Below are 22,115 nucleotides of genomic sequence, written 5' to 3'. Positions count from 1 at the left end.
ATGACGACGATCGATTCGACGCCGCGCACGCATGCGTGGCGCAGCCGGGCGGCGCGCGCGCTGCTCGCGGGGCTGCTCGTGCTGTTGGCCGGGTGCCAGAAGGAGTTGTACTCGGGCCTGTCGGAGCGCGACGCGAACCAGATGATCGCGGTGCTCGGCGACGCGGGCATCAGCGCGTCGAAGGACAACGACGCGCGCGACACGTCGGACCGCAACGCATGGCTCGTGAGCGTCGCGGACGGCGACATGCAGGCGGCGCTCACGGTGCTGCACGCGAACGGGCTGCCGAAGCCGAGCTATGCGAGCCTCGGCGAGCTGTTCCAGAAGCAGGGCCTCGTGTCGACGCCGGCCGAGGAGCGCGTGCGCTACCTGTACGGCGTGTCGCAGGATCTGTCGCGCACGCTGCAGGACATCGAGGGCGTGGTGGTCGCGCGCGTGCAGGTCGTGATTCCGGAAAACGATCCGCTCGCGGACAAGATCAAGCCGTCGTCGGCCGCGGTGTACATCCGCTACCGGCCGGGCGTCGACCTGCGCGCGATGGCGCCGATGGTCAAGGATCTCGTCGCGCACAGCATCGAAGGGCTGCAGTACGACAACGTGTCGCTGTTCCTGCAGCCGGCCGCCGCGCGCGCGACGCGCGTGGACGGGATCGGCAGCGCGGTGTCCGACATCCTGCGGCTGCGCTCGCCGCTCGGCTGGCTCGTGTTCGCGCTGATCCTGCTGACCTGCGCGGTGATCGCGCTGTCGGCCGCGCGACGCGGGATGTTCGGCGCGCGGCTCGCGGGCCTGGCCGGCGCGCCGCGCGGCGCGAACGCCGGCGGTACGGCCGCGCAGCAGGCAGGCGGCGGGCTGCGCACGCCGGACGGCGCGCGCGACGGCGCATGAGCGATCCGCACGCGTTGTCGCCGGCCGCCGCGTCCGAGGCGGCGCTGCTGCCGTGGCTGCACCCGCTTGCGCCGCCGCCGGCCGCGCGCGCTGCCGCGTTCCATGCGCTCGTCTGCGATTTCAACCTGCGGCCCGATCGCTATCTGCACGTGACGCGCGTGCCGGCCGACTGGCCCGCGCGCTACCGTTCGCCGGACGCGTTCGGCGCGGCCGGCCGCAAGCTGCTCGCGCGGTACCTGCTCGACGTGAACGGCGTGGCCGACCGGCACGACTTCGACGTGGCGAACCCGTGCGCGCGTCTCGCGCTGCTGCCGGGCGCGGCGCTCGAGCAACTGGCCGCGTATGCGGGGCTGCTGCTGCATCGCGCGTGGCTGCGCGACGCGCTGGCCGGGCGCCGCATCCGCGCGGAAGTCGCGGCGCGGCTCGGCGGCGATGCGCTCGAACTCGCGCTCGAACGCGCGCCGGAATTCGGCGCGCTCGCGGAAACGCTCGAACCGTGGCGCGCCGATCCCGCCGCGCTGCCGGTCGTGATTCGCGCGCGCGGCGGACGGCTGCTCGCGGATTTCATCGGCGTGGCCGGCGACGCGGTCGCGCGGCGCGTGCGCCTGAAATTCAATCGGGCGATCGACGACGAGGCGCCGTACTGGCTGAACCGCGCGCAGCGCGACCAGTTCGGCGAACTGATGTTCCTGTTTCTGATTCCCGAGAGGCTTGCGTCATGGGACTGGCTTTTCTGATCACGAGCGACAACCTGCAGCTGCTGTCGGAGCGCAAGGTGCTCAAGGAGCGCGAATACGCGGCGCTGCTCGACGCGTCCGCGGTGATCGCGACCGCGCATGAAGAGGCCGCGCGCATCGTCGCCGACGCGCAGCGCGAATTCGACAAGCGCCAGGCGGCCGGCTACGACGAAGGCATGCGCCGCGCGCAGCGCGAGCAGGCTGCGCAGGCATACACGCAGGCGCTCGCCGCCACGCGCACGATGGAGACGATGAAGGATGCGATGGCCGACATCGTCGTGAAGGCCGTGCGCGCGATCGTCGGCGAGATGAGCACGCAGAAGCTGTACGAGGCCGCGCTCGCGCGGATCGCGCCGCTCGTGCGCGACGAGGCGTTCCTGATCGTGCGCATCGCGCCCGGCCGCACCGACGAGATGCGCGACGCGCTCGACGGCGCGTTCGCGGGGCAGTCGAACCGGCAGAAGATCCGCATCGTCGAGGACGCGCAGCTCGAACGCCATGCGTGCACCGTCGAGACGCCGTCCGGGCGCATCGACGCGAGCCTCGACCTGCAGATCGACGCGTTGCGCCAGGCGATCCGCCGCGACGCGCTGAAGGGCGCCGCGCGATGAACGCGCCGCTCGACGATCCACCGTCGTTCGGCGACGACGACGGTGCGCCGTTCGATCGCGGCCGCCTCGTCGGCGAACTCGACGCGGGGCTCGCGTTCTTTTCGCCGGTGTCGGTGCAGGGCCGCGTCAACCACGCGGTCGGGCAAATATTGAATGCGACGGGCATCCGCGCGCGGCTCGGCGAGATCTGCGAGCTGCGCACGCCGAACCAGCCGACGCTGCTTGCTGAGGTGGTCGGCTTCTCGCGACAGACGACGCTGCTCACGCCGCTTGGCGACGTGGCCGGGCTGTCGCCGGAGACGACCGTCGTGCCGTCCGGGCGCGAGCATGTGTTCCCGGTGGGCGAAGGGCTGTTCGGCCGCGTGCTCGACGGGCTCGGCCGGCCGCTCGACGATCGCGGGCCGGTGACGGGCGCCGCGTGGGTCTCGACGCAGCAGGACCCGCCGAACCCGCTCGCGCGCAAGATGATCGACACGCCGTTTCCGACCGGCGTGCGCGTGATCGACGGCCTGATGACGCTCGGCGTCGGGCAGCGCGTCGGCATCTTCGCGCCGTCGGGCGTCGGCAAGAGCACGCTGCTCGGGATGATCGCGCGCGGCGCGCAGGCCGACGTGAACGTGATCGCACTGGTCGGCGAACGCGGCCGCGAGGTGCGCGAATTCATCGAGCACAGCCTGTCGCCGGAGGTGCGCGCGCGTTCGATCGTCGTCGTATCGACGTCGGACCGCCCCGCGATGGAGCGCGTGAAATCCGCGCTGGTCGCGACCGCGATCGCGGAGCACTTCCGTGATGCGGGCAAGCGCGTGCTGCTGCTGGTCGATTCGCTGACGCGCTTCGCCCGCGCGCAGCGCGAGGTCGGCTTGGCGAGCGGCGAGCCGCCGACGCGGCGCAGCTTTCCGCCGTCGACGTTCGCGGTGCTGCCGCGCCTGCTCGAACGCGCAGGGCAGGGCGCGCACGGATCGATCACCGCGCTCTACACGGTGCTCGTCGAAGGCGACGAGGAATCGGACCCGATCGCCGAGGAAGTGCGCTCGATCCTCGACGGCCATATTGTGCTGTCGCGCAAGATCGCGCTCGCGAACCGCTATCCGGCGATCGACGTGCTCGCGAGCCTGTCGCGCGTGATGCCGCTCGTCGCGAGCCGCGCGCACCAGCATGCGGCCGCGCGCGTGCGCGAGCTGATCGCGAAGTACCAGGAAATCGAGCTGCTCGTGCAGATCGGCGAGTATCGCGAAGGCAGCGACCGGCTCGGCGATCTCGCGCTGCGTGCGCGCGATGCGATCGGCGCGTTCTGCGCGCAGGCGTCGGACGAGGACGTGCGCTTCGACGTGCTGCTCGCGAAACTGACGAAGCTGGCGAACGATCATGTCTGAAGCCGACGATCGTCTCGTGCTCGCGACGCTCGCCCGCCTGAAGCGCGTGCGCGAGATGCGCAGCCAGATCGCGCGCGTCGCGGCCGCGCGCCAGCAGGGTATCGCCGCGCAGAGCCGGCGCGCGCTGGCGGCCGCGCAGGCGCAGCTCGCGCAGCAGGTCGCCGCGAAGGCGGCGATCCAGACGCGGCTCGCCGACGACGTGCGCGAAGCGCGTGCATTGCAGGACGCGGCGGCCGATACGCGCACGTTCGACCGGCATATCGGCACCGCGAACGCGTCGGTGAGCGAGGCCGCGCACGTGCATCGCGGCCACGAGGCGACGCTCGCCGACCTGCAGCGCGCCGCGCGCAAGGCGAAGGCCGCCGAGGACAAGCTGGAGAAGGCCGGCGAGAAGGCGCTGCACGCGCGCGCCGCGCGGATCGAGCGCGACGCCGACGAAGTCGCGGACGGCTACGCGGTGCGGCGCTTCGCGACGGGCGGCACCTGGGTGGCCGGCGCGGGCGACGCGGCCGGTCATGCGTCCACGCCACCGGAGGCCGCGGCCGCGTTCGATGCGGCGATGACCGAAGCGGAAACCGGTGCCGACATCACGGCTGAAACCGACCCGTCCGCCTCGCCCGACGATCCCGCCCCGAGCGCCGCCGCGGAGCGCCGATGCTAGACCAGGCCGCGGGCTTCAACGACGTCGCCGGCATGCTGCGGCCGCTGCTCTACGTGATGCCGCGCCTGCTGCCGATCATGTTCGTCGTGCCGGTGTTCAACGAGCAGATCATCACGGGCCTCGTGCGCAACGGGATCGCGGTCGTGATCGCCGCGTTCGTCGCGCCGACGATCGATGCCGCGCAGGTGGCCGCGCTGCCGTTCCTGATGTGGTGCCTGCTCGTCGCGAAGGAGGCGGTGGTCGGCATGCTGCTCGCGGGCGCGTTCAGCGCGGTGCTGTTCGCGATCCAGGGCGTCGGCTACCTGATCGACTTCCAGACCGGCAGCGGCAGCGCCGCGTTCTTCGATCCGATGGGCGGGCACGAGGGCGGCCCGACTTCCGGATTCCTGAATTTCGTCGCGATCGCGCTGTTCGTCACGGCGGGCGGGTTGCAGGTGCTCGTGCAACTGTTCGCGCAGTCGTACGCATGGTGGCCGATCGGCTCGCTCGGCCCCGATTTCTCGTCGATGCTGCAAACCTTCATCGTGCGGCAGACCGACACGATCTTCGAATGGATGGTGAAGCTCGCCGCGCCGGTGACGATCGTGCTGGTGCTCGTCGAACTCGGCATCGGTCTGGTCGGGCGCGCGGTGCCGCAGCTCAACATCTTCGTGTTCTCGCAGCCGCTGAAGAGCGCGCTCGCGCTGCTGATGATGGTCCTGTTCCTGCCGGTGGTGTACGCGTCGCTGCATTCGCTGCTGAGCCCCGACAGCGGGCTGATGGCGCTGCTGCGCGCGCTGTTCGCCGCGCACGGCGGCGGCTGAGCGCGCCGGAGCCGACATGGCCGAAAAGGACCAGAAGCCGACCGCGAAGCGCCTGCGCGAGGCGCGCGAGAAGGGCGACGTACCGAAGAGCGCGGAAACGGTGTCGTCGGCGTTCTTCGTCGGCGTGTGCGTGGCGCTCGCGGTGGGCATCGGTTCGCTGTTCGCGCGATTGCAGGCGCTGTTCCGGCTCGTGTTCGACGCGGTCGGCGCGGCCGATCCGTCCGCGCGGCTCGCGGTGCTGATCGACGGCGCCGCGCGCGACTGGGCGACGCAGTCCGCGCAGATCGTCGCGGCCGGGCTGCTGGCGGGGCTGCTCGCGGGCTTCGTGCAGGTGGGCGGCGTGATGGCGTGGAGCCGCCTCGTGCCGCAGCTGTCGCGGCTCAACCCGGCCGAGGGGATGAAGAACCTGTGGTCGCTGCGCAACCTCGTCAACCTCGCGAAGATGCTGCTGAAGACGGCGCTGCTCGTCGCGACGCTCGGCTGGCTGATCGTCGAGTCGCTCGATCCGTCCGTACAGTCGGGCTTCACGCGGCCGGTCTCGATCCTCGCGCTGATCGTGAAGCTGCTGATGCTGCTGTTCGGCTGGGCCGCGCTGATCTACATCGTGATGGCGCTGATCGACATCGTGCACCAGCGGCACGAATTCAACCAGAAGATGAAAATGTCGATCGACGAAGTGCGGCGCGAGCACAAGGAGGACGAAGGCGATCCGCACATCGAGGCGAAGCGCCGCCAGCTCGCGCGCGAAGTGCAGTTCGCGTCGCTGCCCGACCGGGTCGGCTATGCGTCGGTGGTCGTCCATTCGCCGCGCGTCGCGGTCGCGCTCTATTACGGCGGGATGGGCTCGCTGCCGTGGGTGCTCGCGCGCGGCGAGGGCGACGCGGCCGAGCGGATCGTGCGGCTGGCCCGCGACGCGCTGCGCCCGACGCTCGCGAACGTCGGGCTCGCGCAGGCGCTGTACGAGACGACGCCCGAGAACGGCACGATCCAGCCGCAGCATTTCCGCGAGGTCGCGCAGTTGCTGAAATGGGCGACCGGCGCCGTGTGACGCGGCGTGATGCGGTGGCGTCATGACGGCATGCGCCCCCTTTTTCCTGCCTTGCCGGCCCGCCGGATTCGATATGGCCCCGTCATGCGGCCATCTGCACGCGCAACTTGACGTCCATTTTTTTCCGGACGGTGCGCGCATTCACTGGTGAATTATTGCTGATTTATTTCTTCGTAATATGGCTCGACCGTCATGCCCGACGGCGGGCCGCGAGGTGCGCGGTGCGTGACGGAACAGGTCAACAGGGGCAGACAAATCAATGTGCGGAATCGACGGCTTTCTGAATAGCGTCGCCTTCGATGAGGAGACAGCGCGCGGCACACTCGCGCGAATGACGGCGAGCCTCGCGCATCGCGGGCCGGACGGGCAGGGCATCTGGGTCGACCCGGATGCCGGCATCGCGCTCGGCCACCGGCGGCTCGCGATCGTCGACCTGTCGGTGCACGGCCGACAGCCGATGGCTTCCGCGTGCGGCCGCTACGTCCTCGTCTTCAACGGCGAAATCTACAACCATCGCGAACTGCGCGCGGAGCTCGAGCGCACGGGGCGCGCACCGGCGTGGCGCGGCCACTCCGACAGCGAGGTGCTGATCGCGGCGATCGTCGCGTGGGGCGTCGAGGCCACGTTGCGCCGCGCGACCGGCATGTTCGCGTTCGCGCTGTGGAATCGCGCGTCGCGGGTGCTGACGCTCGCGCGCGACCGGATCGGCGAGAAGCCGCTCTACTACGGCCGGATCGGCGACGCGCTCGTGTTCGCGTCCGAGCTGAAGGCGCTGCGCGGCTATCCGGGCTTCGACGGCACGATCGACCGCGACGCGCTGTGCCTGTACCTGCGCCAGTCGAGCGTGCCCGCGCCTTACACGATCTATCGCGGCATCCGCAAGCTGCCGCCCGGCACGTATATCCAGTTCGAACATGCGCGCGACACGCCGCGCGTGCGGGCGTACTGGACGCTCGAGCAGGCGATCGAGGCGGGCCGCGCGCAGCCGTTCGAGGGCAGCGCCGGCGAAGCCGTCGATCAGCTGGACACGATCCTGCGCCAGGCCGTCGCGCGGCAGATGGAAGCCGACGTGCCGCTCGGCGCATTCCTGTCGGGCGGCATCGACTCGTCGGCGATCGTCGCGCTGATGCAGGCGCAATCGGCGTCGCCGGTCGACACGTTTACGATCGGCTTTCACGAGGCCGGCTACGACGAAGCCGGTTACGCGAAGGCGGTCGCGCGCCATCTCGGCACGCGCCATACCGAGCTTTACGTGACGGCCGACCATGCGCTCGGCGTCGTGCCGAAGCTGCCGTCGATCTACGACGAGCCGTTTTCCGATGCGTCGCAGATCCCGACCTTTCTCGTCTCCGAACTGACGCGCCGGCACGTGAAGGTGAGCCTGTCCGGCGACGGCGGCGACGAACTGTTCGGCGGCTATACGCGCTATTTCCTGACGCCGCGCCTGTGGCGCAAGCTGCATCGCGTGCCGGCCGCGGTGCGCGCGCGGATCGCCGCCGCGCTGCATGCGTTGCGGCCCGATCACGCGGACCAGCTCGCGGCCGTCGCGCAGGGTGCGTTCGGCGGCGGCGTGGAAGCGCGCGAATCGTCGTCGCGCATCGGCGATCGCCTGCACAAGCTCGGCCATGTGATGACCGCCGAGAGCCGCATCGGGCTGTACCGGCTGCTGATGTCGTCCGTGCATCACCCGGAGCGCATCGCGCTGGCGGGGCAGGAGCCGCCGACGCCGCTCGACACGGTGTCCGCGTGGCCCGCGCACCTGAGCTTCGCCGAGCAGGCGATGGCGATCGACACGCTCACGTACCTGCCGACCGACATCCTCGCGAAGGTCGATCGCGCGGCGATGGCCGTGAGCCTCGAAACGCGCATGCCGTTCCTCGATCATCACGTCGTCGAATTCGCGTGGCGCGTGCCGGCGTCGGTGCGCTTGCCGGAAGGGCAGTCGAAGGCGCTGCTGCGCCGGCTGCTCGACCGGTACGTGCCGTCCGCGCTGATCGACCGGCCGAAGCAGGGCTTCTGCGCGCCCGTTGACCACTGGCTGCGCGGCGCGCTGCGCGACTGGGCCGACGCGCTGCTGCGGCCGTCGCGCCTGCGCGAGGAAGGCTTCTTCGATGCGGCGGCGGTGGAGCGGCTGTGGCGCCAGCACCAGACGGGCCGGATGAACTGGCAGCACCAGCTGTGGACGGTGCTGATGTTCCAGGCGTGGCTGGAACATCAGCGGGCGGCATGATGCGGCGTGCCGTGCGCAACCGGTGCGCGCGGCGCCACGCGCGCCGCGCGCCGGGATCAGCCCACGATCAGCGGCGTGCCGACCGACAGGCGGTTCGGATCGCGTGACACCGACGGATTGAGCTGCAGGATCTCGTTGAACGCGCGCGTATCCTGCTCGCCGCGCGTCATCGCCTGCTGATCGGCGCGCGACACGTGCGCGGCGTCGAGCAGCGACTGGCGATGCTGGTCGGCGATGACCCACAGCGAATCGCCGGCGACGACGATGTAGGGCTGCGGCGACGCGGACGGTTGCGCGGTCGACGGCGTGGCGCTGGGCGACGGAGAAGCCGGCGCGGCAGGCGACGCACTGGGCGATGCACTCGCCGAAGCGCTTGGCGCGGCGCTTGCCGAAGGGCTTGCCGACGCGCTCGGCGACGCACCGGGCGCGAGATTCGATTGCGACGAATTCGAATTCGACTGATTCGACGAACCGGACCCCGAGCCGAAGAACGTCGTCAACAGACCTTCGATCAGCTTGTACGCGAACGCGCCGACGGGAATCAGCACGACGGCCGTCGGGATCTTCTTGATCAGCGGCGTCGCGTTCGGGAAATGCGTGTTCAGACGCCCGCCGAGCAGCAGCGCGGTGGACACGCCGGTCGCGATCGCGAGGTCGTAATGGCCGCCGCTCCACTGCACGCCGGTGCCGAGGCCGCCGTACGCGACGGCCATGAAGTCGCTCGCCGAATCGGTGAAGCGCACGATGCGGCTGCGCTTGTCGGCATTCACGCGGTGCGCGCCGATCGTGTAGACGAGGCCCGCATACGTGGCGCCGAACGCACCGCTCGCGATGGCGGCCGAGCCGTAGGCGAGATCGAACGCCCCGTGCGCGTGCACCACGCCGCTGATGCCGACCGCGAGCGTCGCGGTCGACGTGATCGCGGCGCCCGCGCGGCCCGCGATCCCGAACAGGTGACGCGGGTTGCCGGTATGGAGCTGCTGCAGCGACGTGCCGCCGACCGTGCCCTGCATCTGCGCGAGCACGTCCGCGGCGAGCGCCTTGATGTGGGTGGTCGCGTCGTCGAAACTCATCAGCCCGACACGGTTCAGCTCGACATACTGCGCGGCCAGCGTCCGCGCTTCGTTCGAGATCTGCTCGAGCTGCGCGCGGCGGTTCTGGCCGTAATCGTGCGCGCCCGACCGCAGCTGCCGCGACAGCGTCACTTCGAGCCGCGTGAGCACCGCCTGCGCGGCCTTCGGATCGCCGGCCTGCAGGCTGCGCACCGCACCCTGGTGCATGACCTGGAACACGCGACCAAGACGCGAGCCCAGCAGGAACGACGACGTCGCGCTGCCCAGCATGTCCTGCCGCAGCACGTGCGTCGCGCCGAGCGTATCGGCGATCACGAGCGCGCCCGCACCGGTGACGAGCGAGCTGAAGCCGATCGATTTCCACAGCTCCGCCTTGCGGAACGACGGCCGATGCACGCGCAGCGCGTTGATCTGCGCGAGCGCCTGCAGTTCCTCGATCATCTTGGCCTGTTTCGGGTTCGCCGCGATCTGCCGGCCGACGCTGATCGGCTTCGACGGATCGTTCTTCAGCGCTTCGCGCTCGACGACCGACTGCCAGTACGCGCGACTGTCGGGCAGCGGCCCGGCAGGATCGGCGGTCGACACGACGGTGCCGCGTGCCGGCGCGCGGCCGCCGGCTTCCGCGAGCCAGCGTTCGCCGAAGCGGCGGGCGAGTTTTTCGGTGCGCGTGGCGGGCGGATGATCGGCCGACGCCCACTGCGTCATCGCATGCTCGATCGTCGCCTTGCGCGCCTGGTTGACGAGCGCGGTCGTATTGCGTTCGTACAGTTCGCCGCGCAGCGTCGCGAGCGCGTCGTCGGACAGTCCTTTCGACTTGCCGATGCGCGCGATCTCCGCGAACAGCACCTGCTGCTGGTTCGCGAACGCCTCGGGGCTCACCGGTTCGAAGACGCGCGTGAGCGCATCGGCGCCGTGCAGCCGCGCGAACTTGCCGTGGCGGTCGGTCTGGTAATAGTCGACGATCCGTTCCGCCAGCGCCCGCGTCAGGTCCTGGTTCGCGATGAAGTCGGCGCCGTGCGTGCCGTACGACAGCCCGACATGCAGCCAGTCGATCGCCTTGCGGTCGAGCAGCGCATCGAGCAGCTCGACGTGGCCGGCGCCCGGCACCGGCTCGAGCACGGCGTCCCACCCGTGAAAGCTCAGCATCACGTTCGGCGCGGGCTCGCCGGCGTGATCGTGCGACCACGTCTCGAACGACGTCATCAGCCGCGTGTATTCGGCATAGCTGTCGTTGGTGCCGGCGATCGTGCGGCGGTCGTCCGCGGAGACGAGCGGGCGGCCCGACGCCGCTTCGAGGCGAAGCTGGAAGCCGTGGCGCGACGCCGCGGTGAGCCATTTGTGCAGATGCGCGATGTCGTCGAGCTCGAGCGTGCGCGTGGTGCCGTCCGGCGCCTCGCGCGTGATCGTCGCGTCGGCCTCGTTGTAGCGCGCGCCGATCGGGGACCCGAACTGGCGGGCGCGCCGGATGAACGCCGGATCGTGCTTGCCGCCGCGCGCGGCCGCGAGCGTGTGCGGATCGACCGGAATCGATACGACCGGCATCGCGCCGCCATATTGCTCGACGTAGCGCACCGCGAGCGCGGGATCGTCGCGCAGGTTGAACGCACGCGCCATCGGCGCGACGCGGTCCTGGATCTCGGCCGGCGCGCGCACGAACGCCTGGATCGCGCGCTTGTCGATCATGCGTGCCGCGCTGTGGCGCGTGGCGTACGCCTGCATCCACTTCACGAAGCGGTTGTGATCGCCGCCGGGATCGGCGACCGGCCCGCGCGACGGCATGCTCGACACCTCGCGCGCGAGACCGATGGGGATGCCGAGCGCCTTCAGCATCGGTGCGTCGGCCAGGATCGTCTGCGGTTCGTCGGTCAGGGCGAGGCCGCCGGCATCGGGCTGGTTCTTGCGTGCGGTGACCGCCTTCACGCGGTCGATCGTCGGGAACCAGTCGGCCACCTTGGCGGCGCCGTAACGCATCACCCATTCCGCGACCGTGCTCGAACCCAGGCTCGGCTGGTATGGCCGCAGCGTCAGCGGCTTGGCCGCCGGCGTTTTCGGCGGCTTCGGCGCGGCCGGCGCGTTCGATGCGTTTGCCGCATTCGCGGCGCGGCGGTTGCGCCGGCCGCGCTTGCCGCGCAGCGCATTGCGCACCCGGCCGGCGGGGCTCGTGGGGCCGCCGCCCGCCGGCTGCGCGGCTTGCTGGGCCGCGGCGAGGTCGGCCTGGGCGGCTTTTACGCGATCGATCTGGCCGGCGATCTGCGTGCGGATCCAGCGCGTCGCGAGGTCGAACTTCTGCGGCAGCGCATCGAAATACGACTTCTCGTCGAGCAGTTGCGTGAGTCGTTGCGCGAGCGCGGTTTTCTGCGTGGCGGTCGCGCGCGGATCGAACGCCTCGGGCGCGAGTGTCGACAGCAGGAAGTGCTGGTTCGCGCCGAACGGGCCGCGCCCGAGCGGCATCTCGTCGAGCGGGCGGCCCGCGTCCGGGTGGTCGCGCAATTGCTCGGCGTTGTCGTACCAGAGCGCGTTGCCGTCGTGAATCGCGATGATGCCGCGGCGCGTATGCAGCGATTCGGCAACCGGATGATCGGTTTCATACACGTACACGTAGTGATCGCCGCGCAGCGCCTTCAGCTCCAGCGCGCGCATCAGGTGCAGTGTGTTCGCGCCGCTGAAGTCGATCGCGAGCTGCTCGCTGTCCGGGACGAGCTTCGGCGGCAGGAACGGACTGTCGGCGCCTTCGATCTCGGCGATCTTGCGGCGCACGCCGGGGTCGGCTTTCGCGAGGCCGCGCTGCACGCGCGTGCCGAGTTTCTGCATCGGCGGCTTCTCGTCGCCGAGCGCCTTGCGCATTTCCGCCGGCGCGAAGCCGCCGTAGCGCTCGACCGTGTCGTGCGTGACGTCCGTCACGACGAAGCGCACGCCGCGACGGCCGCCGGACAGGTTGCGCGCGCGTCGGCGGAACGCGGCGCCGAGATCGCGCGGCGCGATCGTCGCGTCACCGAGCGAGGTCGATTCGTGATAAGTCCAGTCGTGCGCGGCGTTGCGCGTCGCGTAGCCGAGCACCTTGCCGGTTTCCTTGTCGATCGCGTAAAGCGTCGCGCCGTCGCCGGCCGCTTTCGCCGCCTGCTTCGGCCGGCGAAAGCGCGGCGCGTCGGCAAGCGAGTTCAGCGTCGTGACGACATCCGCGTCGGGCGTCGCGGCCGCCTGTTCGGCTTCCCAGGTGCGGCCGTCGCTGCGCGCGGTGATCCGCGCGGCGCCGCCGTACTCGCGCAATTCCGCGAGCGACACGGGCGACACGTAGAAATCGACATTCACCCGTTCCGCGCCGCCGTTGTCCTTCAGCGCGCGATAGACCGCGTCCGGGATCGGCACGGCCGGATCGGCGGACGTCTTGTCGACGAACGTACCGTTCTCGTCGGTGCGCATGCTCGCAACGAACTTCGGCTGCGCATGGCGTGCGTCGATCGACGCGTCCGGCCGCGCTTCATGCTCGGCGATCAGCACGTGCGCATTCTTGCCGAACGCGTCCTTCATCTGCTCGAGCGACGCGAGTTGCGAACCGTCGATGCGGATCAGGTCGCGCTTGCCGTGCGAGGCGAGGTGATCGAGCGCATGCTGGCGGCGCGCGGCGTCCGTCGCCGCCGCGGGCACCGGCGCGTTCGACGCCGGCTGCGGCGCGGGCGCCGGCATCTCGCGCGGTACGCCGAGCGCGTGCATCGCGTCGGCCTGGCTCGCGTAGTACGCGCGATAGGTCGCGTGGCCCGGCACGGACGGCGCGACGTCGCCGAAGGCGGCCGCGAGCCGGCGCAGCCCGGCTTCGTCGCCGGGCGTCACGTGGTCGGCTTCGCGTGCGATCGCATCGGGCAGGCGGGCGTCCCTGGCGATGTCGATGCCGCCATCGTCGAGGATTTCGCGGCGCACCGCGAACGCGTTCGCCTGCGCACGCGCTTCGGCCATCAACGCGCTGTCGGTCAGCGCCTCCGGCGACGAGCGGTCGAGCGCGAGGCGGCGCGTGATCGTCTCGACCGCATGCTGCGCTTCGTGCGCGAGCGTGTAGACGAGCGTGCCGGCGCCGTGGAACTGCCCGTCGAGCACGATCCGCTGCTTCGCGGTATCGATCCGGCTGCCGCGCCCGGGCCGGCCCACCACGATTTTCCAGCCGGCCTCGCCGGCCAGCGCGACCTGCTGGCGCAACAGGCTCGAGCGGTCGACCAGCGCATGGGCGGCCTTGGGTAGCGGCGCGCCGCCGAACCGCATCCGGATGCGCGTGATGACGGACGGCTTCTGCACGAACGCGTCGGGCGGCAAGTGCTCGGTGATGCCGGGATGCGCGAGCTCGATCGCGCCGCGCGCGATGCCGTCCTCGAGCATCACGCGCAGCGTGCCGATCTCGCGGACGATGCCTTCCACGTTCAGCTTCGGCGCATCGGTCATGACCGTCGACGGGTCGCTCAGGTAGAAGTCGCCGCGCGCGTCGAACACGCCTTCGAAGTCGTAGTACAGACGGTGCCGCGCGGTGATGTCGCGCGCGCGGTCGAGCTGCGCGAAGGCGTCGCGGGTGACGCGCGACGGCAGCATGCCGGCCATCACGTCGTGGCTGCTCAGCGATGCGAACGGCGCGTACATCACGGCCACGCGATCGAATGCCGCGAACGGGCCGCCGACCGTGAGCGTGCGCAGCCCGTGCGCGCGCAGCGCCGCGAGGCCTTCCTGTTCGAGCCGGATCGATTCGATGTGGCCGAGAATCGCGCGATTGTCCGTGCCCTCGTAGAGACCGATCGCATTGCGGCGGCCCAGTTCGAACACGGTCTTCTCGATGCCGGCGCCGGTTGCCGCGCCGGTGAAGCGCTCGACCGTCACGCGTGCGGCCGGATCGCCGCTCACGTGGACGCCGTTGCCGTCGACGTCGAGCGCGCCCAGGTCCGGGCGCTGGTGCGGCGCCGGATCGTAGCGCAGCCACGCGTTGGTATGGCTGAGCCGCGCCTCGGCGCCGAGCCCGACCGCGATCGTCGGCGGTGCGTAGATGGGGCGCTGCCAGACGTTCGCGAGCCAGGCGGCGGCGTCGCGGCCGTTGCGTGCCGACAGAATCACCGACGAGCCGGGCAGGCCGAGCACCGAGCGGTGCGCGAGCGTGACCTCGACCGGCGTGTACGGCCGGCCGTCCGGATCGACGAGACGGCCTTGCGCATCGGTGACGCCGTGCACGATCACGATGCGGCCGTCGCGGTCGTAGGACAGCGGGCCCGAGCGGTCCAGCGTCAGCGCGTCGACGCCGGCGACCGGCTTGCCGTCGAACGGCGATGCCTTTACCGGACGGGCGCGCGACCATGCCGTTTCTTCGGCGAGCGTCGCGGCCGTCTCGCGCGGCGCCGGCATCGTGACGCCGGTGCGCTGCGCGGCCTGTGCGTGGCGCCGATACAGCTCGCCGTAGGTGACCCCGCCGTCGAGCGACGTCGGGCTATGCTCGAACGCGTCGGCGAGGCGCGCGAGCGAGGCGGCATCGCCGGCCCGCGCGCGGCCGTATTCGTTGGCGATCGCGTCGGGCAGCGCGACGTGGCGGCCGATGTCGATGCCGAGGTTCGCGCGGATCTCGTCGCGCACCGCGAAGGCATTGACCTGCGCGCGCGCCTCGGCGAGCAGCGCACTGCGCACGTAGCGCTGCGTCGAGCCGTAGTCGAGCCCGAGCGTGCCGGTCGCGGCCTCGAGCGCATGGCGGGCTTCGTGCGCGAGCACGTAGACCATCGATCCGGTCGACTGCAGACCGCCGTCGATCGTGACGCGCCGCCGTCGCGTGTCGATCTTGCTGCCGCCGCCTGGCTTGCCGCGCACGACTTTCCAGCCTGCGTCGGCGCCGAGCCGAAGCTGTTGCGACAGCAGGCTCGATGCGTCGATCAGCCGGTACGCTTCCTTCGGCAGCGGGGCGCCGCCGAAGCGCATCTGCACGCGCGTGATGACCGACGGCTTCTGCACGAACGCATCGGGCGGCGGCGTTTCGGCGAGCCGCGGATGCGCGAGTTCGACGTTGCCGCGCTCGAGGCCTTGCGTCAGCGCGCGCTCGATCACCGCGAGCCGCTGCAGCGTGGTGAAATGCTCGCCCGCGCCCATGCCGATCGCACCGGGGTCGCTCAGCAGGAAATCGCCGCCGCGCGTGAAGAGGCCTTGCAGGTCGAAGCCGATGCCCGTGCGTTCGACGACTTCGCGAATCTGCCGGATGTGCTCGAGCGCCGCGCGCGACACCACGCGCGGCAGCGCACCCGTCTCGAAGCCGAAGCTGTGGAACACGCCGAGCGGCCGGTACAGCACGGCGACGCGGTTCAGCGCGGAGAACGGACCGTCCATCGTCACGGTCTTCAGCCCGTACGAGGCGAGATCGTCGAGTGCGATGCTCTCGTCGATCGCCGCCTCGATCTGGCGGGCTTCCGACGTATGCGGGCCGTTGTCGTACACCGCGAGCGCGGCATCGTGGCCGAGCGCGAACACGGTTTTTTCGGCGCCCGAGCCGAGCAGCTCGCCGACGTGGCGCTCGGCGTCGATCCGCACCGCCGGATTGCTTTCGAGGTGCACGCCTTCGGCATCGGCCGCCAGTTCCCCGAGATCGTGCGGTGCCGCGGGCGCCGGGTCGTAGCGGCGGAACACGCCGGTGTCGAGCAGCGCCGCGCGTTCGCCGACCGCGTGCGGGGGCGGCGCATACACCGGCCGCTGCCACAGATTCGCGAGCCCGGCGGCAGCCGCCTCGCCGCCGTGCTTCGCGGACAGCACGATCGAATAGCCATCCTTGACCAGGAACGACGGCGCCTGGTCGAGCGCGTATTCATGCACGCCGGCCGGCCGCCCGCCCGCGAGCAGCGTGCCGTTCGGCAACGTGTCGGCGTGCAGCATCAGCACGCCTTCGTCCTGCAGCATCGTGAAGTGGCGGTTGCGCGCCGCCTGCAGGTCGGCCGCCGAGGGCACGGGCCCGTCGCCGAACGGCGACGCATATTCGGCATGCGCGCGGCTCCATGCCACGCGTTCGTCGAAGCTGCGCACGCCGTGCGGCGCGCCGCCGGTCTCCTGCGTCTGCGGCGCGGGCATCCGGCGCGGGATGCCGCCGCGGCGCTTCTGGCGCGACCATACGTCGTCGTAGAAATCGCGGTAGGTCTCGCCGTCGCGGCCCGACACGGGCGCATCGGCGAATGCGTCGACGAGGCGTCCGACCGTGCCCGCATAGTCGTGCGACGGCGCGCGCCATGCGGCCCCTTCGCGCTCGATCGCGTCCGGCAGGCGCACGTGCGCGGCAATGTCGCCGCCGCCCGCGAGCTCGATTTCGTAGCGCGCCTCGAACGCGTTGATCTGCGCGCGCGCCTCGGCTTCGAGCGCCTTGCGCGTGAAGCGGCTGCGGTTGCCGTAGTCGAGGTTCAGCACGCCGGCCATCGCCTCGACCGCGTGGCGCGCTTCGTGCGCGAGCGTATACGTGATGCTGCCCGGATGTTGTAGCGCGCCGTCGATCGTCACGCGGCGCTTGCGCGGGTCGATGCGGCTGCCGCCACCGCGCTTGCCGAGCGTCACGCGCCAGCCGGCGTCCTGCAGCATGCGCAGTTGCGTCGCGAGCGTGCCCGATTGCATCGCGAGCGCCTGCGCGGCTTCGGGCAGCGCCGCGCCGCCGAAGCGCATCTGCATCCGCGTGACCCAGCCCGGCTTCGAGGCGCCGGGATCGGGCGGGGCGGTCTCGGTCGTTTCCGGGTGGGCGGCGGCGAGGCCGATGTCGTCGTTCGCTGCGGTGCGACGTTCGCCGCCCGTCGGCGCGCGGGCGGCCTGGCCGTTTGCGTCGTCGGGCGCGCGTGTGCCGCGGTCGGCTGCGGCCGTTTCGCGTTCCGCCGTCCGCTCGGGTGCGCCGGGGCGTTCCGGCTTGACGAGCACGAGCACGCGGTTCGGCGCGCTGAACACGCCATCGAGCGCGTTGACCGGCTCGGGCGGCGCAGCCGTGCGCGGCATCGCCGGTTCGTTCGGGCCGCGCTTGCCGGCCAGCACGATCACCGTGTCGTCGGCAGCCGTGCGGGGCGCAGCCGGCGGCGCTTCGTCGGGCGCGATGCCGGCCGGCAGGCCGGCTTCATGGGCCGCGGCCGCCTCCGGCGCCGGATCGAAGCGCAGCACGCGCGCGCCCGCGCGCAGCTGGCCGTCCGCACCGAATGCGTCGGGCGCGGCCGCATAGACGGGCTTCTGCCAGCGGTTCGCGAGCTCGGGCGCGAGCGCCGCGTCGTGTTCGCCGGCGACGACGATCACCGGTTCCTCCAGATCCTGCGGGCGCGGCGACGACGGCCGCGCGCCCGGCGCGTCGGGTGTCGCGCCGCTGCGCACCACGTAGACCGTGCGATCGCCGACTTCCATCGGCTCGGCGCTCGGCCCGCGCGGCACGGCGATGCCGGCCGGATCGGACGTCGCCGCGCGCGTGACGGGCGCGTCGTCCGTCAGGTCGACGACCTTCGCGTTGACGCGCGGCGGCGCGCCGTCCGGCTTCGCGCGCGTGCCCGGGCCGGCCGGCTCGTCGGCCGCGACGGGCCGCCAGCGCATCGATTGCGTGTCGGCGCTACGCCGGTTGGTGCTCGCGGTCGTGCTGCGTTCGGCATCGGTTTCGTCCCGCTGCTGCTGCACGCGGGCGTGTTCCTCGCTGGTGCGGCGCGTCCTGCGCGCGTCGGCGGACACGCTCGCGGCTTCGCCTTCGGCCGCCGTCTGCGCGAGGCGACGCGGCGCCTGCGCGCCGGCGACCGTCTGCCGATAGGCGTCGCTGGCCTGGTCGAGCACGTGTTGCAGCACGTCGAGCGGCGTCTTCGCGACGATCTTCGGCGTCACGCTCATCTCACCCTCGGGGCCGAACGACATGCGCTCGCCGGTGCCGGTCACGTCGTCGACGCGCGTGCCATTGGTCCATGCCTTCGGCGACACCGATACGACGGACAGCGTGCCGTCCTCGCCGAGCACCACCGATTTGCCCGGCGGCAGGCGCTTCCCGGATGCGCGGTCGAGCACGCGAATCGGCGTGTTGTCGTAGGTCAGCACCTTGTCGCCCACGCGCAGCGTGCCGTCCGGCGACACCTTGACGGCTTCGCCGTCGAGCGTCACGCGCGTGCGGCCGGCCGCGAGCGACGACGCGTCGCCGCTGTTGAGAATCCGGCCGATCGTCTGGCTGTCGACGGTGACGGTCTTGCCGTCTGTCCCGCGGATCGGCACCGGCCGGCCGGTGCGCGCGCGCACCGACGTCACCGCGCGTTCCTTGAGGCCGCCCGCGGCCATCAACGCGACGTTGGTGATCCCGGACTTGAGCTGCTCGCCGGCGGCCTTCTTGTCGCCGGTGACGAAATAGTCGTAGCCCGCTTCGCCGAACGCTTCGACCGCGCCGCCCACGCCCGTCACGACCGCGGTGGTCCGCGCGCCGGTGGCGAGCACCGACGCGACCTTCGGCGTGCGCGTGAGCGCCGTGACCGCGCGCGTGAACAGCTTGCTGCCGGCCAGCTTCGCGGCGCCCGCCGCGCCCATCGGCACGAGGTTGATGAAGTCGGCCCGCGCGCCCGGGTCGGTAAACGGATTGAGACTGCGCCCGTGGTCGGCGCGATTGGCCAGATCGAGGCCGGCGCTCGTCATCGTCGCGCCGATCGCCGTGTACATCATCCCCGCACCGAGGATGTTCAGCGGCACGCCGACGATCGCGCCGATGCCGGTGCCGTCGAGCAGCGTGCCGAGACCTTCGAGCGCCATCCCGCCGACCATCATGCCGATGTTCAGGCCCGTGCTCGTCAGCGTGTTCAGGAAACTGTCGAAGCCGCTTTCGTGATGCGCGGCCTTCGACACGAGCTGCAGCGTGCCGTCCGCGTTGTGGCCGGTCGCGATGTCGACCGTGCCGTCCGTCGACAGCTCGTTGTTGTCGATGTAATCATTGATGTCGTCGTAGTTGCTCGCCGTCTCGTCGACGTACTGCGTGCCGTCCTTGCCGCTGACCTTGAACAGCGCGCTGGTGGTCATGCCGGCATCCTTGGCGGCGTAGACCATCGGCAACACGCTGACCTGCGTCGTCGCGCCCCCGCCGATCGACAGCAGCTTGTCGCGCACGCTGTTGATCGTCTTCAGCTTGTCCTTGTCGGTGTAGCGCGCGACGTCGTCCTTCGTCGGCGATACGGGATCCGAACCATCGCCCGACGCCGCGCCGTTCTGGACGTCCGGCAGCATGCCGAGCGCGACGCCGATCAGGTTGCGCTGCTCGTTGTCGGTCAGCTTGCCGAACGCGATCGTGCCGCCGTTGTTCGTGCTCGCGCTGGCCGCGTCGAGCAGCGAGTTCGACAACTCGCCGCGATGCGCTTCGTAGAAATCGTGCAGCGCCTTCTTGTAGTCGTTCTCGGCGTCCGAACCGGGCGCCGCATAGCGCAGCCGTTCGTCGAGGCCGGCGTCGAACCTGTCCATCAGCACCTGCTGGTGCGACGTCTCGCTCAGCAGCTGCAGGCGCTGCACCGCGTTGTCGGCCTGCGTGACGGCCGCCTTCGCCTTGTCGAGCTCGTCCTGATACAGGTTCGGACGCGGCGCCGACGGCGCCGGGATCAGGTCGTCGCCCGCGACGGTGCGAAAGCGCATCGGCGGCGGATTCGCGGCGGCCCAGTCGTCGTACTTCTTCTGCACCGATTCGAGCGTACTCTTCGCCTGCGTCTGCTTGATGCGCGCCTGCGACAGCGCGAGCTGGGTCGCGCGCTCGTTGACCGAATCCGACATCCGGCTGTCGGCCGCGCGGATCGCGCCCGCGACGGTCTGCATGCGCTTCACGTCGAGCATCGTCGGGCCGGCCTGCGCGGCGGACGGCCCCGACGACTGCGGCAGCAGGAACGGGCTGTCGAGCAGCGGCGACGCGGGCAGCGACGATGCGCCATTGGACCCGGGCAACGTCGGCGAGGCCAGCGGCGACGCGCTCGGCAGCGTCGGCGTGCCGGTGGGAGCGGCCGACGTCGCCGTCGACAACGACGATGCGGGCAGGCTCGGCAGGCCGTTCGCGGTCGACAGCGACGGCGTCAGCAGCGGCGGCTGAAGCCCCGGTTTCGTGAAGATCGATTGCGCGTTCACCTGCGCCTTGATCCGCGAGGCCTGATCGTCGTACTGCTGCGCGAGCGTCGCGCCGTACGCGACGACGAAGCCGTCGTGCGCGATGCTCGCCTGCTGCTTCGCCTGATCGAGCTTCGCATACGCATCGCCGAGGTCCAGATCGACCTGCGGATCCTTGATCATCGCGTGCGGATTGGCCTTGTGCCACGCGCTGGATGCGTCCTGCTTCTTCGTATAGTCGGCCTGCAGCGTGTCGACCTGCCGCTGCGCGGACAGCATCTGCAGATAGCCGCCGCTCGTGTTCGCCGCCGTCTGCGCGCGGGCGAGCGCGGTCTTCGCGTCCGACACTTCGTTCGGGACGACCACCGTCGGTCCTTCCTTGCCGCTGGCCGAATCGTAGCGCTGCTGCGCGTTCGTGAGCGCCAGGCTGTCGTTGGCCGCGCCGTACGCGGCGTTCGCATAGTTCGCATCCTTCGCGGCGGACGTGACGGCCTGCTGCGCGGCATCCTGCGAAGCGGGCGCATCGGGCATCGTGACCTTCAGCTCCAGCGGCTGCAGCGCGTCGTTCAGCCGCCCGACGCCCGCATCGAGCGCGGCCTTGTAGTCCGGATCGGCGAGGTACGACTGGAACTGCGTATACGCGAGATTGGAATTCGCGACGTCCGCGAAGTATTTCGACGCACCGACGGCCGCCTTCGCGCTCGCGGTCTGCCAATTGTCGTAGAGCCGGATCTGCAGCGGGTTCTTGCAGTCGCCCGGTTGCGGCACCCAGTTCGGATCGTTCGCATGATCGGGGAAGGCGTCCAGCAGCGCCTTGAACTGCTGGTCGGCCGCGTGCTGCGCGTCGCCGGGGTCGGTCACCTTGCCGGAATCGTCGATCTTCATCCCGGCCGGCATGTCGGCGTTCGCCTGTTCGCCGTACAGGATCATGTAGCCGGCGTCGGTCGTCACGTTCAGCTCGCGCTGCGCGGTGTCGGCCGTCGTGCGCGCCTTCGCGTAGTCGGCCTGGGCGGTCTTGCGGTCGTCGGCCGTCGACTCGGGATCGCGGTTGACCAGATGCAGCACGTTCTGCGCGCCTTGCAGCGTCTGCGACGCGTTGTCGTACTTCGTCTGCGCGTCCTGGATCGCTTTCTGCACCGCGCGCGTCTTGTCGTTCTCGACCGTGATCTCGGGCGGCGGCGCCGTATATTGCGCGGCCATGCTCTGGATCAGCGACGTCGCGGACTGGATCTCGGCATTGGTCGGCTTCGACGGATCGGTGGCCAGCGACGCGGTGACGGGAATCGGCGGGGCGGCGGTCGGGTTCGCGGGCCCGGCGGCCGGGTCGTCCTTCTTCGGCGGCGGCGGGGGCGGGGGCGGCGGTGCAACGACCGGATTCAGCGTTTCCGACAGGAAGCGCTGCCAGTTGACACCCAGTCCCAGTCCGTCGATCAACAGCATGCTCGTCTCCGTTGAGCCGCGCGATGCGCGGCACGCGCGGCGTCCTGCACGCCGCGACGTGATCGTTCGAGTGTACGGACCCACCCGGCGACGGGAACGCCGCTGTTTCGTAGCGGCGGGAAGCGGCCGGCGCCCCGGCGTCGCGCGGGCTACGAGATGCGCGCGGCGGGCGGCAGCCAGGCCGCGCGACGTCGTTCGGACCCCT

General features: G+C 70.9%; 9 protein-coding genes. 8 read left to right on the top strand and 1 reads right to left on the bottom strand.

Going from position 1 to position 22,115, the window contains the following annotated elements; genetic code table 11:
* From sctJ to asnB, 8 genes are all read left to right on the top strand, one after another.
* Window positions 1–885: a type III secretion system inner membrane ring lipoprotein SctJ gene (gene sctJ, locus CFB81_RS24525; RefSeq protein ID WP_089436817.1), complete on the top strand. Its 885-nt coding sequence runs from the start codon at window positions 1–3 to the stop codon at window positions 883–885.
* Window positions 882–1,622 (top strand): SctK family type III secretion system sorting platform protein, encoded by a 741-nt coding sequence (locus CFB81_RS24520; RefSeq protein WP_089436816.1) that lies wholly within the window; start codon window positions 882–884, stop codon window positions 1,620–1,622. The genes sctJ and CFB81_RS24520 overlap by 4 nt, the downstream gene beginning before the upstream one ends.
* Window positions 1,604–2,233 (top strand): type III secretion system stator protein SctL, encoded by a 630-nt coding sequence (sctL, locus tag CFB81_RS24515; protein ID WP_027781117.1) that lies wholly within the window; start codon window positions 1,604–1,606, stop codon window positions 2,231–2,233. The genes CFB81_RS24520 and sctL overlap by 19 nt, the downstream gene beginning before the upstream one ends.
* Window positions 2,230–3,606, top strand: coding sequence for a type III secretion system ATPase SctN (sctN, locus tag CFB81_RS24510; protein ID WP_069619389.1), 1,377 nt, complete (start codon window positions 2,230–2,232; stop codon window positions 3,604–3,606). Before sctL ends, sctN begins: the two co-directional genes overlap by 4 nt.
* The gene (locus tag CFB81_RS24505) at window positions 3,599–4,267 is read left to right on the top strand and encodes a hypothetical protein (RefSeq protein ID WP_089436815.1); all 669 of its coding nucleotides are present in this window, start codon (window positions 3,599–3,601) and stop codon (window positions 4,265–4,267) included. Before sctN ends, CFB81_RS24505 begins: the two co-directional genes overlap by 8 nt.
* The gene (sctT, locus tag CFB81_RS24500) at window positions 4,261–5,070 is read left to right on the top strand and encodes a type III secretion system export apparatus subunit SctT (protein ID WP_069619387.1); all 810 of its coding nucleotides are present in this window, start codon (window positions 4,261–4,263) and stop codon (window positions 5,068–5,070) included. The genes CFB81_RS24505 and sctT overlap by 7 nt, the downstream gene beginning before the upstream one ends.
* Window positions 5,071–5,086: 16 nt before the next feature.
* Window positions 5,087–6,118: an EscU/YscU/HrcU family type III secretion system export apparatus switch protein gene (locus CFB81_RS24495; RefSeq protein ID WP_069619386.1), complete on the top strand. Its 1,032-nt coding sequence runs from the start codon at window positions 5,087–5,089 to the stop codon at window positions 6,116–6,118.
* Window positions 6,119–6,377: 259 nt separating this feature from the next.
* On the top strand, window positions 6,378–8,348 hold the full coding sequence (gene asnB, locus CFB81_RS24490) for an asparagine synthase (glutamine-hydrolyzing) (protein WP_069619385.1): 1,971 nt from the start codon (window positions 6,378–6,380) through the stop codon (window positions 8,346–8,348).
* Between the two features lie 56 nt (window positions 8,349–8,404).
* Here the strand turns inward: asnB and CFB81_RS24485 are convergent, their stop codons facing one another.
* The gene (locus tag CFB81_RS24485) at window positions 8,405–21,910 is read right to left on the bottom strand and encodes an LWXIA domain-containing protein (protein ID WP_089436814.1); all 13,506 of its coding nucleotides are present in this window, start codon (window positions 21,908–21,910) and stop codon (window positions 8,405–8,407) included.
* Window positions 21,911–22,115 lie beyond the last annotated feature (205 nt).

It is taken from the genome of Burkholderia sp. AU28863 (genome assembly GCF_002223195.1).
Lineage (GTDB): Bacteria > Pseudomonadota > Gammaproteobacteria > Burkholderiales > Burkholderiaceae > Burkholderia > Burkholderia sola.
This window is presented reverse-complemented; position numbering and strand designations above follow the sequence as displayed.